Genomic DNA, 17702 nt, shown 5'->3' on the forward strand with positions numbered 1-17702 from the left:
GAGGCTGGAATGAAGCGCGCTAGCATACTCCTTCCGGCGCAAGGCCTACCAGGGCAGGGGCACGGCCTCGTCGTTGGCGTGCTCGCCGTAATAGATCGACGGCAGAAAGCGCGACAGGAACGTGAATTCCGTATAGCAGTGCCGCAGCAGGTTCAGCCCCAGCACATCGGGCACGTCCTGTTCGGGCCGCGCGCTGGACAGGCCCAGGTAAAAGCGGCTGCGCAGCACGCAGCCAAACGGCGTGTCGCGGGCCAGGTGGATCATCTGGCCGTCCATCGGGTCGCCCTCGGCATCGAGTTCGATGGCATCGCCAAAGCCGATGCGCGCATAGACCGCCGCCGACACGTCGCCATTGGCCGTGGCCGCGTGCAGCCTGGCCGCATCCAGGCAATCTTGCGGCGCATGGAACTTCAGCTTGGCCGCCACCGGCGGCAGGTCCGCCAGCGATTCCACTGCATGAATCGACGCGCCCACGTAGCTTTCGCCACGGCGCCAGTGTTCGTCCCAACCCCGATGTTCGACGTGATCCTGCGGATGCCACCACTTGATGTGCTGCGTCGTCTGGAAGAACTTGAACCACCAGTCCAGCATGCGGCCCTTGCAGCCGTGCAGATCGGTGCGCGCCGCCACGATCAGTCCGCCGCCCGGCAGCCGGGTGATACCGGTTTCCAGGCGCAGCGGGGCAGGGTCGAGCAGCGTGTCCAGGTCGGCGGCGATGTGCGCCGCGTCGGGGTGAGCGGTGGTCATGATTGGTCTCTTCAGAGTTGGGAAACCCGATTCTATAATAAAGAAACGTTAAACGTTTCCTAAATATTCGGACCGTGTAAGATCGCGGTTCATCAATCGGGCAGGCGGCCACGCCGTTCGCCCTTGCGACAACCGTTTTTGCCGATCACCAGGATTTGCGACCGCTCATGGCGACCCTTGCTTGCCCCCCCGCGCCCCGTCCGCGCGGCCGTCCCGCCCGGCCCGACGCCGAGCTGCATGCCGCCGCCTTGCAGGCCGCCACCTGGCTGCTGCTGAACGAAGGCTATGCCGCGGCCACGCTGGAAGCCGTGGCCAAGCGCGCCGGCATGGCCAAGAAAACCGTTTACCGCTTTGCCGCCAATCGCGAAGACCTGGTGGCGCAAGTGGTGCGCGGCTGGACCGATACCTTCGAACCCGTCATGGCGCAGGAAGTCGCTTCTGCCGCCGATGTGCTGCCCGCCTTGAGCCGCGTGCTGCAGGCGATTGCCGACCGCGCGCTGTCGTCGGATGCCGTCGGTATGTTCCGCCTGCTCACCAGCGACTTTCCGGCGCGCGAAGCGTTGCTGGGGGTCTATCAGCGCAATGGCATCGAGCGCGGCACCACGATGCTTGCCGCCTGGTTCGAGAAACTGGCCGCGCGCGGCTTGATCCGCATCAAGCAACCGATCGAGACCGCCGGCCTGCTGCTGGCCATGGTCATTGCCGAGCCGCTGCGCCAGATGGCGCTGGGCCTGACGCCGCCGTTGCCGCAGGGGTCGGTCCAGGCGCGTATCGAGGCCGGCGTGGCGTTGTTCTCGGGGCAGGGAGGGGTGTTCGGGGTGAGAAAGGGCTAGGCTTGCCGGTGGCGTTGTTCATCGCGAGCGGATCTGCGACGGTCCGAAAAAACTAGTGCGGCCGTCATAGCGAAGCAGGCCTTGCATTCAGCTTGACGCCAGCCTGGCGCGCCCATTTGGCAAAGCGCGCATACGGAATTACCCTGGGGTGTCGCGGTGCCATGGATCGGCGCCGCGCGCGAGTTTTCCGAATCATTTCCAGGAGCTGCGATTCATGGCCAAGAAACTGAATGAGAAGACCACCAAGGCGGCGAAAACGCTGCGCAAGCGCCCGCTGGCGACCCCCACCGATCTGGCTGCCGCCGCTACCCGCGACATCTCCGCGGTGCTGAACCAGGTGCTGGCCGACGTGTTCGCGCTGTACCTGAAGACCAAGAACTTCCATTGGCACGTCAGCGGGCCGCACTTTCGCGATTACCATCTGCTGCTGGACGAGCAGGGCGACCAGCTCTTTGCCATGACCGACCCCATCGCCGAACGCATCCGCAAGATCGGCGGCACCACGCTGCGGTCCATCGGCCACATTTCGCGGTCGCAGCGCATTTCCGACAACGACGCCGATTACGTCCAGCCGCTGGACATGCTGGCCGAGCTGCGCGAAGACAACAAGACCCTGGCCGCGTCCCTGCGCGAAGCGCACAACGTCACCGACGAACATCGCGACATCGCCAGTTCCAGCCTGATCGAGAACTGGATCGACGAGACCGAACGGCGCACCTGGTTCCTGTTCGAAGCCAGCCGTCAGGGCGACTCCACGGGGCATTGAGCCGCGTGCGTGCCAGGCCTGGGCTCTATGAGCCCAGGCGTGCCATACCGATAATCACGCAACACCGCGCTGATCCGCGTGCCGGTTGATGGCCGCGATGGCGGCTTGCATTTTCAGTCGGGCCGCCGAATTGGCGGAATGGACGCGAATGGCCGGGGGCGTCATGCCATGCACGGCCACTTGTTCTTCCAGCCACAACAGCACTGTGTAGCCCGTGCCGTGTTCGTCATCGCCCAGATCGTGGTCGAGCGAGAGTTCGGTGACCTCGCCCGTCTTCAAGAGGGCAATCACTTCTTCGGGCCAGAATGTGCGCACCCAGCCATCCGGGGTAACGCGCACGTCGTCGAGAAAGACCTTCATTGTTGTTCCTTGTTGGCATGACGTTGGCAAAGGCATATAGTTTTACCCCGTCTCGGCTTCTATGAACGCGACGCGGGCCACGCCCCTTGCCGCTCACCCCATGAAAATCCCACTTCTGATTCTCTGCCCCGTCGTGTCCGCCAACCTGGATGCGCTGAAGCAGCGCTACGACGTCACGTATGCCCCCTCGGCCGATGAGCGCAAAGCGGCCATCGCCACGCACGGCGCGCGCTTCCAGGCGGTGCTGACCATCGGCACCATCGGCCTGACCGCCGAGGAAATCGCAGCCATGCCCGCCTTGGCGCTGGTTTCCTGCATGGGCGTGGGCCACGAGCGCGTGGATGTCGATGCGGCCAAGGCGCGTGGCATCGTCGTCACCAATGGCCGCGGCGCCAACGACGAATGCGTGGCCGATCATGCCATGGGGCTGGTCATCGCCTGCATCCGCGATTTTCGCAAGCTCGACCAACTGTGCCGAGACGGCGTATGGCGCACCGCCATCACCCCGCCGCGCAACGTCTCGGGCAAGCGGCTGGGCATTCTGGGCATGGGCGCCATCGGCGAAAAGATCGCCACGCGCGCCCAGGGTTTCAGCATGCCGGTGGCCTACCACAACCGCAACGCCAAGCCGGGTTCGCCGCATCAGTACTTCGACAGCGTGCTGGGGCTGGCGGCGTGGTGCGATGTCCTGGTCTGCGCCGCGCCGGGCGGCGCGTCCACGCACCACATGATCAACGCCGACGTACTGCAGGCCCTGGGCGCCGACGGTTATCTGGTCAACGTGGGCCGCGGCAGCATTGTCGACACCCAGGCCCTGGCGGTCGCGCTGGCCGCGGGCACCATCGCTGGCGCGGGCATCGACGTGTACGAAAGCGAACCCCAGCCGCCTGCCGAACTCATCGGCCTGGACAACCTGACCCTGACGCCGCACCTGGCCGGCTGGTCACCCGAGTCCATCCAGGCGCAGTTCACCACCTTTGTCCAGAACATCGATGGGCATTTTTCCGGCAGCGGGGCGGTGACGCCGATCTAGCGGTCAGGCCAGCGCAAGCCCGCTGTGGGCGCGGGTGCGGTCGTCGTGCAGTTCCTGCACGGCCAGCGCATCCGGATGCACGTTCAGCGTGTTGCCCACGCTGCCCAGGTACTGGCAAGCGGCAAAACCTTGCGCGGCCTTTTCGTAGCGCGCCACCCAGGCGTTGCGGGCGGCCTGCTTCTCGAAGGGCACAGGCCAGACGCTTGGACGCGGCAGGTGTTCGTCGATGTCCACCCGCCACGGCTTGGCGCTCAGGCGCGCCCGAAAACAGTTCTGGTTGCGGCACATGCGCGCATAGACCGGGTCGGCGCCCAGCGCCTCGAAAGCCTCGGTCGCGCCGGCATCTGCGGGCGCGAACACGTCGTGCATCGCCAGAATGCGTGCGCCCGACGGCGTGCGGTACAGCCGCAGGTGCCAGTCGGGCCGTTGCTGGATGAACTGATCCACGCGTTCCCGCAGGCCCGTCAGTTGATCACTTTTGTCCTCGGTCAGGCGCAGTCCCTCGGCGCGTGCGCGCCAGAAACCGAACGCCGTCACCAGGATGAGCGTGGCCAGGCCCGCCATCGCCGAGTGCGTGGCGTAGCCCACCGCGAAGGCCATCAGAAACGCCGCGCCGATTACCGTCAGCCCGCGCGCGCTGCCGCGCCGGTCTTCGAAGTCGACGTCGACGAACATCACGTTGGGCGTGTTCAGGCAGCGCGCCCCGTAGCCGTTGCGGGTGATGATGCTGTCGCCCTGGCGTTCCAGGACTTCCTCGCGGATCGGCATGCCGTCGGCGCCGTTGTACGCCAGCTTGCGCTCGCGGCGCTGCAGCGGTTCGCCATTGACGATGCGGTCGAAGGCCTCGCGCGTGCGCTGGTCGGCATGCGCCTGCGCGGCCATCGCGCTGTCGTCGGACCAGCCGTAGCGGCGCACGGTGTATTGCTTGGCGGCCACCTGCTGCTGGATGCGGCCTTCGGCCCAGTACTCAGGAACGATCATGTGTCAGAAGCCTTTGCCGAGTGTGATCCATGCCAGCGCGAACAGCAGCAAGACGATGGCGATGGGCAGCCATTTGAAGCCGCCGCGCGGCACCCGGCCGGGTTCGGCCATCGGGTCGCCCAGCCTGTTCGATGACAGGGGGACGTCGTTTTCGGCGGCAGGGTTCAGTTGGGCGTCGACCAGCTTGAGGGCGTCGGCCAACCCCAGGCCAGTGGCATCGCGCGTGAGCCGCACGGCTTCGACCTTATGGCCGCGCGCCAGGGCGTCAAGCGCGGCGGCCGGCACCGTGGGCCGGTTACCTTGGATGGCCCCGGCTTCGGTCGTGCTGCGGGTTGCGCTGCCGACGGCGCCTGCGCCGCGCTCTTGCTCGCTGCTATTGGCGTACCGTTCGACCGCTTCCTTGGACGACTTCAGGTCCATGCCGGTCTGGTCACGCGTGATCTTGATGGCTTCGATCAGCTTGCCGCGCTCCAGCGCAGCAATGGCTTCGGGAGGAAGCTGGGTCATGGGGTCTCCTGGGGCGCCATCGCCGGGCGGCAAGGGCGCCGCGTGGTTCGGCTGACGCCGCTATTTGTCCACCGACGGCATATCGCAGGTGGTTTCCGATATCTCGCAGATGCCCCGAAACCACGCCCGTCCGCGCGTGCGGTCCTTGGGGGGCAGTGCTTCGAACTTGTCGCTGTTGCGTATTTCGTAGTCCAGCAGCAACCATTGGCCATCGCAGGCGACGATGCCTTGCACCTTGGCCCGTTCGGTCAGCCAGTTGTCCTGCAGGTCCAGCAGCCGTTGGCTGGCGGGGTCCGGGCGGGCGTATCCGCGCGCCGACTGGATGGCGATATTCGCATCGCCGGCTTCGATCCAGCCTTCGCCCTGGTACACGGGCCGCGGCCGGCTTTGATCGTTGCCGGTCTTGGCGTCGCTGGCGTTCTTGATCCTGAGCCAGCCGTCGCGCGCCTCGGCCACATCGAACGTGACGCTGTAGTAGTCGATGGTGGGGTCCGGGCCTTCACCGCGGGTCGTCGGCAGGGTGCCCAGCACCTTGGCCTGGGAGGACGGCGCCGCGCGCACCTGCACCACGGGCTTTTCGTCGTTCGTCCAGCCAGAGAAGCTGCAGGTGGTGGCCCCCGGCGGGGTCCAGGCCGTGACCTGAGCGGGCGGCGGGGCGGCGAACGCGGGCGACAGGGTCAGTGTGGCAAGTACCAGGAATATCGGTCGAAAGGTCATGGGCTTGATCTCGTCGTCGATGGAAACTGGAAAGACAGGGGAGGCGGGCTGCGGTGTGGGCCGGGCAGCCCGCGGTATCAGCCGTGCTTGGGGAAACCGCCGCTGACCCATTCCGAGGCGCGCTGCACGTTCAGCTTGTAGGTCGGCGCCACGTGGGTCTGGGCCAGCTGTTCGCCGAATTCGTCGTAGGCGCTCAGCACGGCATAGGGTTCGTCTTCGTCGGGAACGATGTCCAGCTTGATCGTCAGGCGGCCGGCGTCGGCGTCGATCTTCACGCTCTTGTGCAGCGTCGCGTGCAATTGCTGTTCGTGGCGGCGCAGCACTTCGTTGGCGGTCTTGACCAGGGTGGAGAAGGCGGGGCCGTCCATCGGCTTGGGGTTCTTCTTGTCGCGGCCCATCGTCCAGGGGCCTACCAGCGCCGGCTCGGCCTGGCCGTCCAGCGTCATCTCCACGGCCCAGCCGTCGTCGTCTTCGTTCTTGATGATCCGAGCGGTCCAGCCGTCATCGCGCCACAACCTGGCTTCTTGTTCCTTGCGGTCTTCGGCGATATCGGACTCGGGCGTGCGGGTGTCATTCACTGCGGTACTGCTCCTGGAGGGGATGGGGGAACCCGAAGGTTCGCGGGATCACCAGCACTTTAACTGAACGCCGCGCCGATTTCCCGGCACGGGCAGGAGGAACAGGGCGGTTTTGACACAGTGGGAGGGAATTGGCCGAAGTAGCGGCCGTGATCGCCGAACTTCCGGCGCCACGCCGCTCGAATTCATCGGCTTTTTGCGATCACATCCGTCATGTATTTGTTCAGATCGCGAAAATCCTGAACCGTCCAGGCGTGCGGCGGCACCTTCACGCCGTTCTCTTTCAACGTCTTGGGGATCAAATCGCCGTTCGGGCGCAGGATCACCGATGACACGATGACGCCCGGATAATCATGCAGCCGCTTCTTGAAAGCGGCGGTGGTCAGATCGGGGGTAGGCGGGTTGCTCTTCTTGGCCAACGGGCCGGTGCCTTTGATGTCTGCCCCGTGGCACATGGCACATCGCTGCGTGAACAGGTTCTTGCCGTTGAGGTTCTGCGCGAACGCGGGGGCGGCTTGAGCCAGCAATGCAACGCCCAGCGAGGCGATGCTTAAAGCACGTACTGTCATTTTGTCTTTTTATATGAATTGAATAAGGGTCGAGGGAATCCAGGACGCGACGGTGTCCTGGCCCTCGGCCCGTCATGGCTCGATGATCTCTACTCGCTCGCCATGGCGCAATGCTTCATCGATGAGCCGGCGAAGGGCCAGTGAGGCAATCGCGGGGTTCACAAGATGGTCCACGAAGTAGAAACCCGCCGGCTCCACCGCATAGCGGTAGATGTCCGCCATGGACGGCCGCTCGATCGCATCCGGCAGCTTCTTGATCAGCGCGGACGGATCATAACCAGCGGGGACGGCGAACTTGATCTGGTATTCGATGCCCATTGCTGCGATGCTCCTTGGGGCACCAGGCTGACGTTGCCGCCTGGCGATGGCCACCCGCTACTTGGCCGCAAATTGATAAGCCGTCTGCCCATCGGGCATGAACGTATACGTGATGAACATCGGAATGGTGCGGCCGCAGGCTTCGAAATTCCAGGCTTCCCGGGCCGATCCCGAGATGAGTGCGGTCTTGGCGGCGTTGGTGCGGATGTCGTCGGACTTGCTGACCAGGGCCACCGTGACGGATTTGGGCGTTTCCTTGCAGCCGCTGGTGATGGACAGCAGCGGCACCAGCTTTTCCAGCGCGTATGGCGGATCGGGGGTGAGCGGCGTGCCCTTGACGGGAATGCTGCGCACGTCTTGCCGGTAGGTGGTCGGGGCGGCGCAGGCGGCCAGCAGCACGGCGGGCAGGATCACGGCGCAGCGGGGCGCCCAGCGGGCAAAGAATGAAGGCTTGGTGTGCATGAGGGGCGCGTCCTTGACGGGTTGAGGTTCAAAGAAGGGGGCGGCCGATCAGGACGCACGCGGTTCCAATTCCTCCAGGTCGGCGGAATTGAAGCCCCAGCGGTGGGTCGAGTCGGCCTTGCATTGGATGACGATCTTGGTTTCACGCTTGGGGCCAACATCTTTCAGCCCGATTTCCCCATTGCATACGGGGCAATCGCCGCCGAGCGTGGTGATATAGACGCTGCCGTGCCTGTCGGATTCGAAGTTGAACCAACCCACCACGGTGAAGAACCGTTTGCGCAGCAGGTTATAGCCGATCACCAGCGTCAGGCTGAACGGCAGGATCGGCCAGATCCACCAGACGCCCCAGCGATAGAACATCTCGCCCAAGCTGGCGATGACCCCGGCCGCGCCGATGGCCGTCAGCCACAGGCGCTTGAGCGAGTGGCCGCGAAACGCGATGGGAATGATGTTGGTGCGCACGAGCTGCGGCAGGCTCCAGCCGCCTTCCTTGGAGGGCGGTCGGCGATACCCGGATTCAAGAATATCCTGGTCGGCCTTGAAACCGCCGTCCGGCGCCGGGGACGGCTTGGGGCTGGACAAGCCGGACAAGGTCTTTTTGCATTCGTCGCAAAGAGGACCGCGGCCGCGGAACGCAGCCCCGCAAGTTTGGCAATGCACGGGCATTCCCTCGCGAATGATGACAACGGGCGAAAGAATACAACTGATTGGCAAGGTTCGTGAGCATGCCTGCGATAGTGTCGTGCGGTAGCGTACGGCCAGCAGTGAATTTCGTGGGGGCAGGTCAGGGTGAGGATAGGCTCATCAAGCTGAAATTGATTCTGCCATTGCCAATTTGCACGGATCTAGTCGATATTTCACTTCGAAGAATGGTCAACGCTTTAATTGTCTTTGGAAATTAGAGGAAAAAATGACAGAGTCAGGTGAGAGTCCCGTATTGATCCTGAAAGATTGCATAGTGCTCGGAGCTAGTGGTTTTCCGTTCTTTCCCGGCAACTCCAGTACCGTCAGCTTCTGCGGCGGGGCTGTGACTTGTAGCGGTCCAGAATCGATAGCCAGGTTTTCACTGGTGGAGTTAATCGACATCACTGTGAACGGACCTGGCACTGTCACCACAGGCGGCGGCTTCATAGGCGGTGGTTTTGGCGTGGAGGGAGCACTGGAGGGTGTGGCTCTTGCCAGCGTTTTGAACGTGCTCACGACTAAAAAGAAGATTCATACCTTCGTGACGCTGACGACAAATTTTGGAGAGTTGCACCTGCATTACGGTGCGATGGATCCAGCTCCGCTGCGGATTTATCTTGCCCCCGTATTTGTGGAATTAAGACGACTGGACCCTCGTTGGATCCAGGAGCGGGAACAGGTGATTGCGGCTCATCTCGCAAACCAGTCCATCACTGCGGAGGAAGCGGACGTTTTGAAGGCGCGCTTGTTCCGTCCGCCAGTGTGGCCCAATCCGAAGGCGGAGGCCGAAGCTCAACGGCTTCTGGATGAGAAGGCTTCCAATGAGGGCCCGAAAGGGCTTTGCCCAAGTTGCGACAAAGTCATTCCGTTGCACAGCGAGACCTGCAAATACTGCAGAGCGAACTTTGGGCAGTACGCATCTTGGAGCGTCACACCAATCAGCTAGGTTTCCACGTGGCGATCCGTTCCCAATAGGCAAGGCATTGCAATCTGAGGTCCTTGTCCGCCCAGTACAAAGAAAGATTCGACTGCGCTAAGCCGACCTCAAGGTTGTGTGTTCCAGCATCTTTCCTTGCGTGATGAGAACTGCAGGCGACCCGATTCGACGCCTGCAGTATTTCCATCCTCAGCTTAGAAACGCACCGCCAGCTTGAACATGCCCGACTGCTGCCGGTTGCCGCCGCCAAACTGCGCGTCATACGCAACGCCCGCGGTGGTGTTGCGGGCGATGGCGATTTCGGCGCCCAGGCCCAGCACGGCCGCGTTCTGCGCTATCGGTGCGCCGCTGACCGAGAACGTGCTGCCGCCGTCGAAGGCCAGGTCCTGGCGGGGCTTGACGTCGCCCATGGCATGGCGCCAGCCCAGCGACGCGGTGATGCGGCCGGGGGCGCGGTTCGATTCAAACTGCCATGCGCCGCGCAGGCCCAGCGTGGTGCTGGTGACATCGTCGGTGGTGCCCGATCCGCGCAGGGCGGCCGATCCGCCCGATTCCTGGAAGTCGCGGGTGCGCAACTGGTTCCAGGCCAGGCCGGCGTAGGGTTCGATGCTGTAGGCATCGCCCAGCGGCAGGTGGTAGCCCAGTTCGGTGAACACCTGCGTGGACGAGGCGTTGTACGAGGACTTCAACTGCTGGTTCAGGCTGCCGGCCACGACGTTGCGCTTGGTGTCGATGTCGTGCCAGGTGTAGGCGGCGCCGGCCATGAAGCGGATGTGGCCGGGGCCGGCGGGGAAATTGCGGCCGCCGAATACCGTGGCCGTGTAGCTGTCGACGTCGGTGCGCGCCGAGATGTCGGACACGGAGCTGTGGCTGCCGGTGTAGCCGACCGCGCCGCCCAGGCGCCAACCGCCGCCCACGGCGGCATCGGTGCCCACGAACAGGCCGCCGGCCGATTGGCTGACGCGCGAGGCGTTGCCGTCGCCGCCCAGGCTGCCCCAGTTGCCGAAGACTTGCGCCCAGACCGGGTGCGCGCCGCTTTGCGGCAGGGCGTCGGACGAAGGCGAACCCAATTGGGCGGTGGGCTGGCCGGCCAACGCCGGGGCGTCCAGGTTGCCGCGCAGGTGATCCAGCGGCAAGGTGCGCACGGTGTCGCTCTGGCCTTGCAGGACGCTGGCGGTGCTGGCGTAGGCTTCGCCCGCCAGCTGCTTCAGGGCCGATCGCGCTTCGGTGGGCGTCATGGTCAGCACGGCGGTCGTGACCTGGCTGGCGCCGGTGTTCTTGGGCGAGGTGATGCCGCTGCCGATGACGGGCGAGCCGTTGCCGGCCGAGGCGGCGTTGTTGCCGTTCGCCGACGTGCCGTTGCCGGTGCCCGACGAGCCACTGCCGGAGGCCGACGAGCCGTTGCCGTTCCCGTTGCCCTTGGCGGGCGGGTCTTCCTTGTCCAGCGCATCGCCCACGGCGTTTTCGTTGCCGGAATTGCCGATGTCGCCGATCGGCACGTCATTGCGCGTGAGCGTCATGAAGGCGTTTTTCGCGTCGTAGCTCAGCGTGGGGGTCAGGAAGGCGTAATTGCTGGAGGCGCCGGTGAAGCGCCCCTGGATGCCGCCGTCCGCGGTCAGGATGTTGTAGGTGGTGCGCGGCGCGTAGTTGCCGTCGGGGCCCACGTGGGCCACGGTGCCGTCCAGGTAGGCGATGCCGGTGACGTGGATGCGGTCGCTGGCGCTGCTGGCGGGGTCGGCGTGCACGCGGTAGATGGTGTCTTGGCCGAAGGTCAGGTTGCCGTTGACGGTGAGCGTGCCGATGGGCGAGCCATCGTTGCCCGGCGAGATGACGGCGGTGGGGTACAGCGTGGTGGTGCCGACCTGGCCGACGCCGGCCAGCACGACTTCGCGGCCGATGTCCATGGGGCCGTTCAGCTTGCCATCGATTTCCAGGGCGCCGTCGGCGATCAGGATGGGGCCGGACAGGCCGCTGCTGTCGGCGGTCAGGATCAGCGAGCCGGGGCCGGTCTTGACGAAGCCCTGCGTGCCCTGCAGCGGGTTGTGGATGGTGTCGACGAACTGGCCCGACGCATAGGTGCCGTCGCCCACGACGAGGGCGGGCGGGTTGCCGCCGTTGCCGCCCAGGGTGATGGGCGCGCCTTGCACGGTGTAGCGGTCGGTGGCGAATTGGATGCCCGACACGCGCACGGGGCCCGCGCCGCCGTCGACCGTGACCGTACCGGCCGCGCCGGTGAAGATGGCATAGCCGCCATCGGGCAGGGCGCCGGTGGCATTGGTGGGGCTGTTCCAGTTGCCGCCGGTGGCGCTCCAGGTGCCGTTGCCGCCGCCCGCGCGGGTGGCGGATGCCAGGCCATTGCCGTTCCACAGGTTGGTGGTGCTGGGGCCGAGGATCAGGTTGATCTGCTTGTCGCCGGTCAGCGATTGGATGTTGGCGGCCGGCACGGAATCGCCGGTGACGGTGCCCAGCGTCAGGCCGTTGCCGCTCAAGGTGCCGCCGTACGACAGAATGCGGTAATAGCCGGCGTTGACCCCCAGGGTATTGACCGAGACGTTCAGCGTCGTGTTGTTCAGCGCGACATTGCCGCCGACGGTGATGTTGTCGCCGGTGCCGGGCTGGGTGATGGGCAGGCCGGCATAACCGGTTTCGAAGTCGAATACGGCATTGTTCATCGACAGGTCGCCCTTGACGACCAGGTTGCCGTTGGACACGCCGGTGGGCGTGCCGACGGGATAACCGGGGGCCACGCGCGAATTGCCCGAGACATTCAGGTTGCCGTTGACCGTGCCAAAGCCGGACACGGTGGCGTTCGACACGGCATTGACGTTGCCGTTGAGCGTCACGCCAGCGCCGCCGCCATTGCCGCCGACGACCAGCGTGCCGCCATTGACGTCAACACCGCCAGGGAAGTTGGCCGAGCCGTCGAATACCTGGGTATTGCCGGGCGCCACCGTCAGGTCGGCGGCCAGGGCGCCGCCGCAGTAGGTCGTGCTGAGCGCGAGCGTCGCGGTCAGCCATTTGTTTTTGCCAGAGGTCAAAACTGGAGTCCTTTGTATTTCGATTGATAATCTCGCCCGGGCATTTTTCGTCGATGTAACGAAGGTGCTGCATAACGAAACAAAATGCTCTGGCGCTGTGAGGAATCGAAAAAAGGACGGAATTTATACTAATTTTTTTGCAATACAAAGTAGGGGTGTGTGGATACCATCCGTATTATTAAGGGTCGGGTTATGGATACCAACCGGTTGATTTTAAACGGGGTTTTAGATACCGTCCGCATTATCAAAATGGTGTGAATTGATACATTTCATCGTATTGGGGGAGGCGCCACGAGACCGGAAAGGAGTGTGGCCGCTCAAGGCGGCCACAATATTATTCATAATGCGCAATAAGGCAGGTTGGCTCGGTTTTAGCGGTTGCGCACGATATTCTTCAATCCGGAATCGAGTATTGCCGCCTTTTAGCTTTTTCCAGATACCGCCGTTGAGCCTCGACGTCATCCTCGGCATACGTTACATCCGATCCAATGTCTTCGTTCGTGCCAGCCAGGCCGGGAAGTTCTCGGATTTGATCAATCCAGCGATGGCTGCGGCGTAGCGGCTGCACGAGCGGGAGCATATAGGCATCCAGGGCGCCGTCGCGTGGGGACTCCAATTCCTGTGTCAACGCCTCGAGATAATCGTTTTTTGTCGAAGCGGCCCAATTGACCAGCAAGCCAGCGCGCGCCATGAGCTCGGTATGAACGACAACCATGGTGCGACCATTGCCATCCAGAAATGGGTGTCCCCATGCAAACAGGCCCATCACTTCACCTGGGCGCCGGGCGATATATTCTGAGTCATTTCCTAGCCGCAGCCCGTATTGCACTGCACGTTCAGATTCACCTGATTCTGAAAAATCGACTCGGCCGGCCTTGCTGACGAGCCTGGCCACGCCGAGCGTTTGGCGATCTTGGCCGGCCCACGGGTAAAAACCGAAAAATAGGATGTTGTGAACCTTGCAGAAATCTTCGTAGGTAATCTCGGACCTGCCTGCCAGGTATTCGGCAGCTTCTTGAAGATTGGCGGTAAAGAACAGGTGTTCTTGAATCTTTATATTTTCCGGATCTTTCAATCCAAGTTCATTGCGCAGATAGCCGGCAGTTTCAAAATCACCAAATGGATCAAACATGCGCGTTCGCTTCATGGCGTTCGGTGACGTAATTGTTCATCAGATGGGCCATCTGCTTGCCGGTAATCACCTGCTGTTGCTTTAGCTTGGCAAGCAGGCGGCCCACATCGTCAAGTTGAACCGTGTCTCCCGCGGCGCGGCTGACGGCTTCGGCCCATTGGTCCAGGCCTGTACGCTCTGGGGAAACATGGTGCATTCGAGCGATGACTGCGATGTACTTTCCGACATTGCGGCGCGGCAGCCCTTTGGGATCACTCGGCACAGTGTGATTCTTTTTCAGGGCAGACGGAGAAACGATCTCGACAGGGCCGGTATCCAGGACAAGATGGCGCGAGACTCTGCGGGCCGGCTCGTCAACGATCACCCGAGTTTGCCCACCTTGTTCTTCGGTGCATGAGTTGTTTGGATCGATGCCCAATTTGAGAAGAATCTCGTGAACGAGTGGTTCCGCTGCACCTGCCGGCTTGATCTTCCCTTGCTCGTCACGGCGAGTCTTGGCGTAAATGCCTTCGCCTAGTCGAATCAGCACGCCGTCTGCAATGAGGTGCGTGAGCGCCAAGCTGATCTGGCTTGGGCTGCCCAGATGCTCCAAATCTGCCCGCAAGACAATGGTTCCGTGACGTTTGGCCACTGAACTCTTCACACGATCAACTAGCAGCATCTGGCCTGTCTCCAAATCTAGCTTGCCAGTGTACTACATGGGGTTTTGTTATTTAAAAACAATAGCTTAATGTTGCAAATCTTGCCGGATAAACGGCAAGATTTGCAGGAATTTGCGGTCCGTACGGCCGCCTTTCAATTCACCAGCACCGGCTTGTCCCGATACATCCCCGGAAAGGTCTTGGCCAGGTTTTCCACCTTGGGTACGTCATTGACCATGATGTACATGCTGTAGGGGTGGCGCACCAGGTAATCCTGGTGATAGCCCTCGGCCGGATAGAAGCCCTTCAGCGGTTCCACCGTGGTCGCCAGCGTCTTGGGATACACGCCCGCCTTGTCCAGCTGCGCGATGTAGGCTTCGGCCACCTTGCGCTGGCTGTCGTTGGTGGGGAAGACGGTGGACCGGTACTGCGTGCCGCTGTCCGGGCCCTGGCGGTTCAGCTGGGTGGGGTCGTGCGCCACCGAGAAATAGATCTGCAGCAGCTGGCCGTAGCTGACCTGCTTGGGGTCATAGGTGATTTCGACGGATTCGGCATGACCGCTGCGCCCGCCGCTGACCGTGTCGTAGTCGGCAGTGGAAGCCTGGCCGCCGGCATAGCCGGACACCGCGGACGTCACGCCTTTTACGTGCTGGAACACGGCCTGCACGCCCCAGAAGCACCCGCCCGCGATGACGGCTTTTTCCTGGGCGGCGGTGGCCGGCTCGTCGACGGCGGGCGGCGGGATGATGAAGGCGCGTTCGGCGGCGCCGGCTGCGTTGGCGGCGAACAGGCCGGCGGTGGCGAGCAGGGCCGCAGAAAGGGCGCGGGGCAGGGGGCGGATAGGCATGATGCGGATTCCTGTACAGAAAAGACGCGGGCCGGGGTCAGGCCTGCGGGGTGAAGCTCATGGCCACGCCGTTCATGCAGTAGCGCAGGCCGGTGGGGCGGGGGCCGTCATCGAAGACGTGGCCCAGGTGGCCGCCGCAGTTGATGCAGTTGACGGCCGTGCGGGTCATGCCGAAGCTGCGGTCTTCCAGTGTGGACACGGCGTGATCCAGTGGCTGCCAGAAGCTGGGCCAGCCGGTGCCGCTGTCGAATTTGGTGGTGGACGAAAACAGCTTCTGGGCGCAGCCGGCGCAGGCAAAGGTGCCGGCGCGGTGCTCGTCGTTCAGCGGGCTGGTGTAGGGGCGTTCGGTGCCCTCGCGGCGCAGCACGTCGTATTGCGCGGCGGTCAGCTTGGCGCGCCATTCGGCGTCGGTCAGCGTGTAGGGGTAGGCCTGGGCTTGCGCCGCGCGTGCGCGGTTGGCGCCCAGCAAGGGCGCCAGGCCGGCGGCGGCGGCAACGGCGCCGCCTGCGCTGAGGAAATGCCTGCGTGTCAGTCTCATGATGGGCTCCGTGTGTGTGGGGTGTTGGGCGGGCCGGCGGCCGGGGTGCCCGGATGGGCCGGCCCCCGTCCTCACTTGCTCATGGAATCCTTGCCCATGGAATCCTTGCTCATGCCGCCTTTGGACATGCCGTCCTTGGACATCGAGTCTTTGGACATGGAATCCTTCGACATCCCGTCCTTGCCCATGGAATCCTTCTTCATGCCGTCGTGCGACATGCCGTCCTTGCTCATGCTGCCCTTGGACATGCCGTCCTTGGCCATGCCGTCTTTCGCCATGCCATCCTTGGACATGCTGCTGGCGGGTGCGCCGTCCTTGGACATCGAATCCTTGCTCATGCTGTCGGCCGCATGGGCCGCGACGGCGCCGAAGGCGAGGCAGACGGCAAACGCGGCGGTGGTGAGTTGCTTCATGATGATTTCCTTTGGTGTGTCGTTGAATGAAAAAACAAAAGAGCAAAAAGCCACCTAGCTGCCGCCGAACCAGTTGTAGCCCTGGTCCTCCCAGTAACCGCCTGGGTAGGTGTTGGTGACGAAGATCGCCTGGATGTGCTTGGGGTTCTTGTAGCCAAGCTTGGTGGGCATCCGCAGCTTCATGGGAAAACCGTACTCCGGCGGCAGGGTCTTGCCGTCGTACGTCAGCGCCAGGATGGTCTGCGGGTGCAACGCGGTGGGCATGTCGATGCTGGTGTAGTAGTCGTCGGCGCACTTGAAGCCGACGTACTTGGCCGTCAGGTCGGCCCCGACACGCTTGAGAAAGGTGGAAAACGGCACGCCGCCCCATTTGCCGATGGCGCTCCAGCCTTCGACGCAGATGTGGCGCGTGACCTGGTCGATCTGGGCCATGGCGCGCAGTTCGTCCAGGCGCCAGCGGCGCTTGTCGGCGACCATGCCGGTGACTTCCAGCCGGAAGCTGTCTTCTTCCACGTGCCGCACCTCGTCGATGCCGTAGTAGGCATTGAACGGAAACGGTCGGGTGATCATGGACTCGGGGTAGGTGGGGGCAAGCTTGTTGGGGTCGAAGATCCAGCCCTGCACGCGGTCGTTGAAGCGCGACACGGTGGTCAGCGCTTTCTCGACGTTCTCGTCATCGGACAGCGAACAGCCGGACAGCATGGCCAGGCCGCCCAGGGTCAGGCTGCTGCGCAGGAAGGCGCGGCGCGACGGCGCCTCGACCCGCTTGTCCAGGATCTTCACGGCTTCTTTGAGGATGGCGGGGCCGTCCAGGCCCAGCAGTGACAGGCGTCGTTTTGCGCTCACGCGAGGCTCCTTATTTGCCGCGGATCATGGCGATGAGGCTGCGCGGCACCAGGGCCACCATGGCCAGGTGAACCGCCACGAAAGCCACCAGCAGCGCCATGGCGAAGAAATGGATGCGGCGCGCGAATTCATAGCCGCCAAGCAGCGCGCGCAGGGTGTCGAACTGCACCGACTTCCACAGCACCAGTCCGGACAGGATCAGGACCGTGATGTCGGCGATGACGAACAGGTAGGCCAGCCGCTGCACCTGGTTGTAGTGGCGCGGGTCGGCATGCGAGAGCTTGCCGCGCAGGGCGGCGCCCAGGTCGGCCAGCACGCCGCGCGGGCCGACGGGGAAGAATTTGCGGGCCAGGCGGCCGGTCGTCAGGTTCAGGCCCAGGTACAACAGGCCGTTGGCCAGCAGCAGCCACATGCCGGCAAAATGCCATTGCAGGGCGCCGCCCAGCCACCCGCCAAGGGTGATGCCATTGGGAAAGGTGAAGTCGAAGAACGGTGCGGCGTTGTAGACGCGCCAGCCGCTGGTGACCATGATGACGACGGCCAGGGCGTTCAGCCAGTGGGTGACGCGCAGCCAGCCGGGGTGGATGGGGCCGGGGACGGCAGGCGCGGCCTGGGCGGCCAGCCCGGGGGGCAGGGCGGCGTGGGGGCGGTCACTTCTGGCGGCCATGGGGGGCTCCTTGGGGAGGCGGTTCGTTGTCGTTGGAGCCATTCTTCCCCGGCGCCGATATCCAAGTCCTCACGCAAACTTAAAA

The 17702-nt window shown here is 63.7% G+C and carries 22 protein-coding genes; 4 read left to right on the plus strand and 18 right to left on the minus strand.

What is annotated here, in order from left to right; genetic code table 11:
• Window positions 1–45: 45 nt before the first annotated feature.
• Window positions 46–747: a DAPG hydrolase family protein gene (locus U858_RS0113495; RefSeq protein WP_025137683.1), complete on the minus strand. Its 702-nt coding sequence runs from the start codon at window positions 745–747 to the stop codon at window positions 46–48.
• Between the two features lie 167 nt (window positions 748–914).
• Here U858_RS0113495 and U858_RS0113500 point away from each other — a divergent pair, with 167 nt between their 5' ends.
• Both U858_RS0113500 and U858_RS0113505 read left to right on the plus strand, forming a co-directional pair.
• Window positions 915–1580: a TetR/AcrR family transcriptional regulator gene (locus U858_RS0113500; RefSeq protein ID WP_025137684.1), complete on the plus strand. Its 666-nt coding sequence runs from the start codon at window positions 915–917 to the stop codon at window positions 1578–1580.
• Between the two features lie 214 nt (window positions 1581–1794).
• A complete protein-coding gene (locus U858_RS0113505; RefSeq protein WP_025137685.1) occupies window positions 1795–2346 on the plus strand; it encodes a Dps family protein in 552 nt (183 codons plus the stop codon).
• A 54-nt stretch (window positions 2347–2400) separates the two neighbouring features.
• Here U858_RS0113505 and U858_RS0113510 read toward each other — a convergent pair whose 3' ends face one another.
• The gene (locus tag U858_RS0113510; protein WP_025137686.1) at window positions 2401–2706 is read right to left on the minus strand and encodes a cyclic-phosphate processing receiver domain-containing protein; all 306 of its coding nucleotides are present in this window, start codon (window positions 2704–2706) and stop codon (window positions 2401–2403) included.
• 100 nt (window positions 2707–2806) lie between these two features.
• Here U858_RS0113510 and U858_RS0113515 point away from each other — a divergent pair, with 100 nt between their 5' ends.
• Window positions 2807–3739, plus strand: a complete 933-nt coding sequence (locus tag U858_RS0113515; protein ID WP_025137687.1) for a 2-hydroxyacid dehydrogenase — start codon at window positions 2807–2809, stop codon at window positions 3737–3739.
• A gap of 3 nt (window positions 3740–3742) precedes the next feature.
• Here the strand turns inward: U858_RS0113515 and U858_RS0113520 are convergent, their stop codons facing one another.
• The 8 genes from U858_RS0113520 to U858_RS0113555 form a co-directional block, all read right to left on the minus strand.
• Window positions 3743–4720: a hypothetical protein gene (locus U858_RS0113520; protein WP_025137688.1), complete on the minus strand. Its 978-nt coding sequence runs from the start codon at window positions 4718–4720 to the stop codon at window positions 3743–3745.
• Between the two features lie 3 nt (window positions 4721–4723).
• The gene (locus U858_RS0113525) at window positions 4724–5227 is read right to left on the minus strand and encodes a hypothetical protein (RefSeq protein ID WP_025137689.1); all 504 of its coding nucleotides are present in this window, start codon (window positions 5225–5227) and stop codon (window positions 4724–4726) included.
• A gap of 60 nt (window positions 5228–5287) precedes the next feature.
• Entirely contained in the window at window positions 5288–5944 is a 657-nt protein-coding gene (locus U858_RS0113530; protein ID WP_025137690.1) for an SH3 domain-containing protein, read from the minus strand.
• 77 nt (window positions 5945–6021) lie between these two features.
• On the minus strand, window positions 6022–6522 hold the full coding sequence (locus U858_RS0113535) for a hypothetical protein (RefSeq protein ID WP_025137691.1): 501 nt from the start codon (window positions 6520–6522) through the stop codon (window positions 6022–6024).
• A gap of 185 nt (window positions 6523–6707) precedes the next feature.
• Window positions 6708–7091, minus strand: coding sequence for a cytochrome c (locus U858_RS0113540; RefSeq protein ID WP_025137692.1), 384 nt, complete (start codon window positions 7089–7091; stop codon window positions 6708–6710).
• A 72-nt stretch (window positions 7092–7163) separates the two neighbouring features.
• Window positions 7164–7409 carry a hypothetical protein gene (locus U858_RS0113545; protein WP_025137693.1) on the minus strand — a complete coding sequence of 82 codons (246 nt, stop codon included), beginning with the start codon at window positions 7407–7409 and terminating at the stop codon, window positions 7164–7166.
• A gap of 57 nt (window positions 7410–7466) precedes the next feature.
• Window positions 7467–7871, minus strand: coding sequence for a hypothetical protein (locus U858_RS0113550; RefSeq protein WP_025137694.1), 405 nt, complete (start codon window positions 7869–7871; stop codon window positions 7467–7469).
• 48 nt (window positions 7872–7919) lie between these two features.
• Window positions 7920–8465 carry a hypothetical protein gene (locus U858_RS0113555; RefSeq protein WP_025137695.1) on the minus strand — a complete coding sequence of 182 codons (546 nt, stop codon included), beginning with the start codon at window positions 8463–8465 and terminating at the stop codon, window positions 7920–7922.
• Window positions 8466–8811: 346 nt separating this feature from the next.
• Here U858_RS0113555 and U858_RS0113560 point away from each other — a divergent pair, with 346 nt between their 5' ends.
• The gene (locus U858_RS0113560; protein WP_025137696.1) at window positions 8812–9504 is read left to right on the plus strand and encodes a hypothetical protein; all 693 of its coding nucleotides are present in this window, start codon (window positions 8812–8814) and stop codon (window positions 9502–9504) included.
• Window positions 9505–9689: 185 nt separating this feature from the next.
• Here U858_RS0113560 and U858_RS0113565 read toward each other — a convergent pair whose 3' ends face one another.
• From U858_RS0113565 to U858_RS0113600, 8 genes are all read right to left on the minus strand, one after another.
• Window positions 9690–12533, minus strand: a complete 2844-nt coding sequence (locus U858_RS0113565) for an autotransporter domain-containing protein (protein WP_025137697.1) — start codon at window positions 12531–12533, stop codon at window positions 9690–9692.
• Window positions 12534–12927: 394 nt separating this feature from the next.
• On the minus strand, window positions 12928–13665 hold the full coding sequence (locus U858_RS0113570; RefSeq protein ID WP_025137698.1) for a Fic family protein: 738 nt from the start codon (window positions 13663–13665) through the stop codon (window positions 12928–12930).
• On the minus strand, window positions 13658–14326 hold the full coding sequence (locus U858_RS0113575; protein WP_025137699.1) for a type IV toxin-antitoxin system AbiEi family antitoxin domain-containing protein: 669 nt from the start codon (window positions 14324–14326) through the stop codon (window positions 13658–13660). The genes U858_RS0113570 and U858_RS0113575 overlap by 8 nt, the downstream gene beginning before the upstream one ends.
• A gap of 134 nt (window positions 14327–14460) precedes the next feature.
• Window positions 14461–15153 carry a peptide-methionine (S)-S-oxide reductase MsrA gene (gene msrA / locus U858_RS0113580; RefSeq protein ID WP_025137700.1) on the minus strand — a complete coding sequence of 231 codons (693 nt, stop codon included), beginning with the start codon at window positions 15151–15153 and terminating at the stop codon, window positions 14461–14463.
• A 37-nt stretch (window positions 15154–15190) separates the two neighbouring features.
• Window positions 15191–15691 carry a peptide-methionine (R)-S-oxide reductase MsrB gene (gene msrB, locus U858_RS0113585; RefSeq protein WP_025137701.1) on the minus strand — a complete coding sequence of 167 codons (501 nt, stop codon included), beginning with the start codon at window positions 15689–15691 and terminating at the stop codon, window positions 15191–15193.
• Window positions 15692–15762: 71 nt separating this feature from the next.
• On the minus strand, window positions 15763–16104 hold the full coding sequence (locus U858_RS0113590) for a pentapeptide MXKDX repeat protein (RefSeq protein ID WP_025137702.1): 342 nt from the start codon (window positions 16102–16104) through the stop codon (window positions 15763–15765).
• A gap of 54 nt (window positions 16105–16158) precedes the next feature.
• Complete coding sequence (locus tag U858_RS0113595; RefSeq protein ID WP_025137703.1) at window positions 16159–16950, minus strand: molybdopterin-binding protein; 792 nt, start codon at window positions 16948–16950, stop codon at window positions 16159–16161.
• 10 nt (window positions 16951–16960) lie between these two features.
• Window positions 16961–17617 (minus strand): cytochrome b/b6 domain-containing protein, encoded by a 657-nt coding sequence (locus U858_RS0113600; RefSeq protein WP_025137704.1) that lies wholly within the window; start codon window positions 17615–17617, stop codon window positions 16961–16963.
• Window positions 17618–17702: the final 85 nt, after the last annotated feature.

Origin of the sequence: Achromobacter sp. DH1f (assembly GCF_000633435.1) — a bacterium.
Taxonomy (GTDB): domain Bacteria; phylum Pseudomonadota; class Gammaproteobacteria; order Burkholderiales; family Burkholderiaceae_B; genus Achromobacter; species Achromobacter deleyi.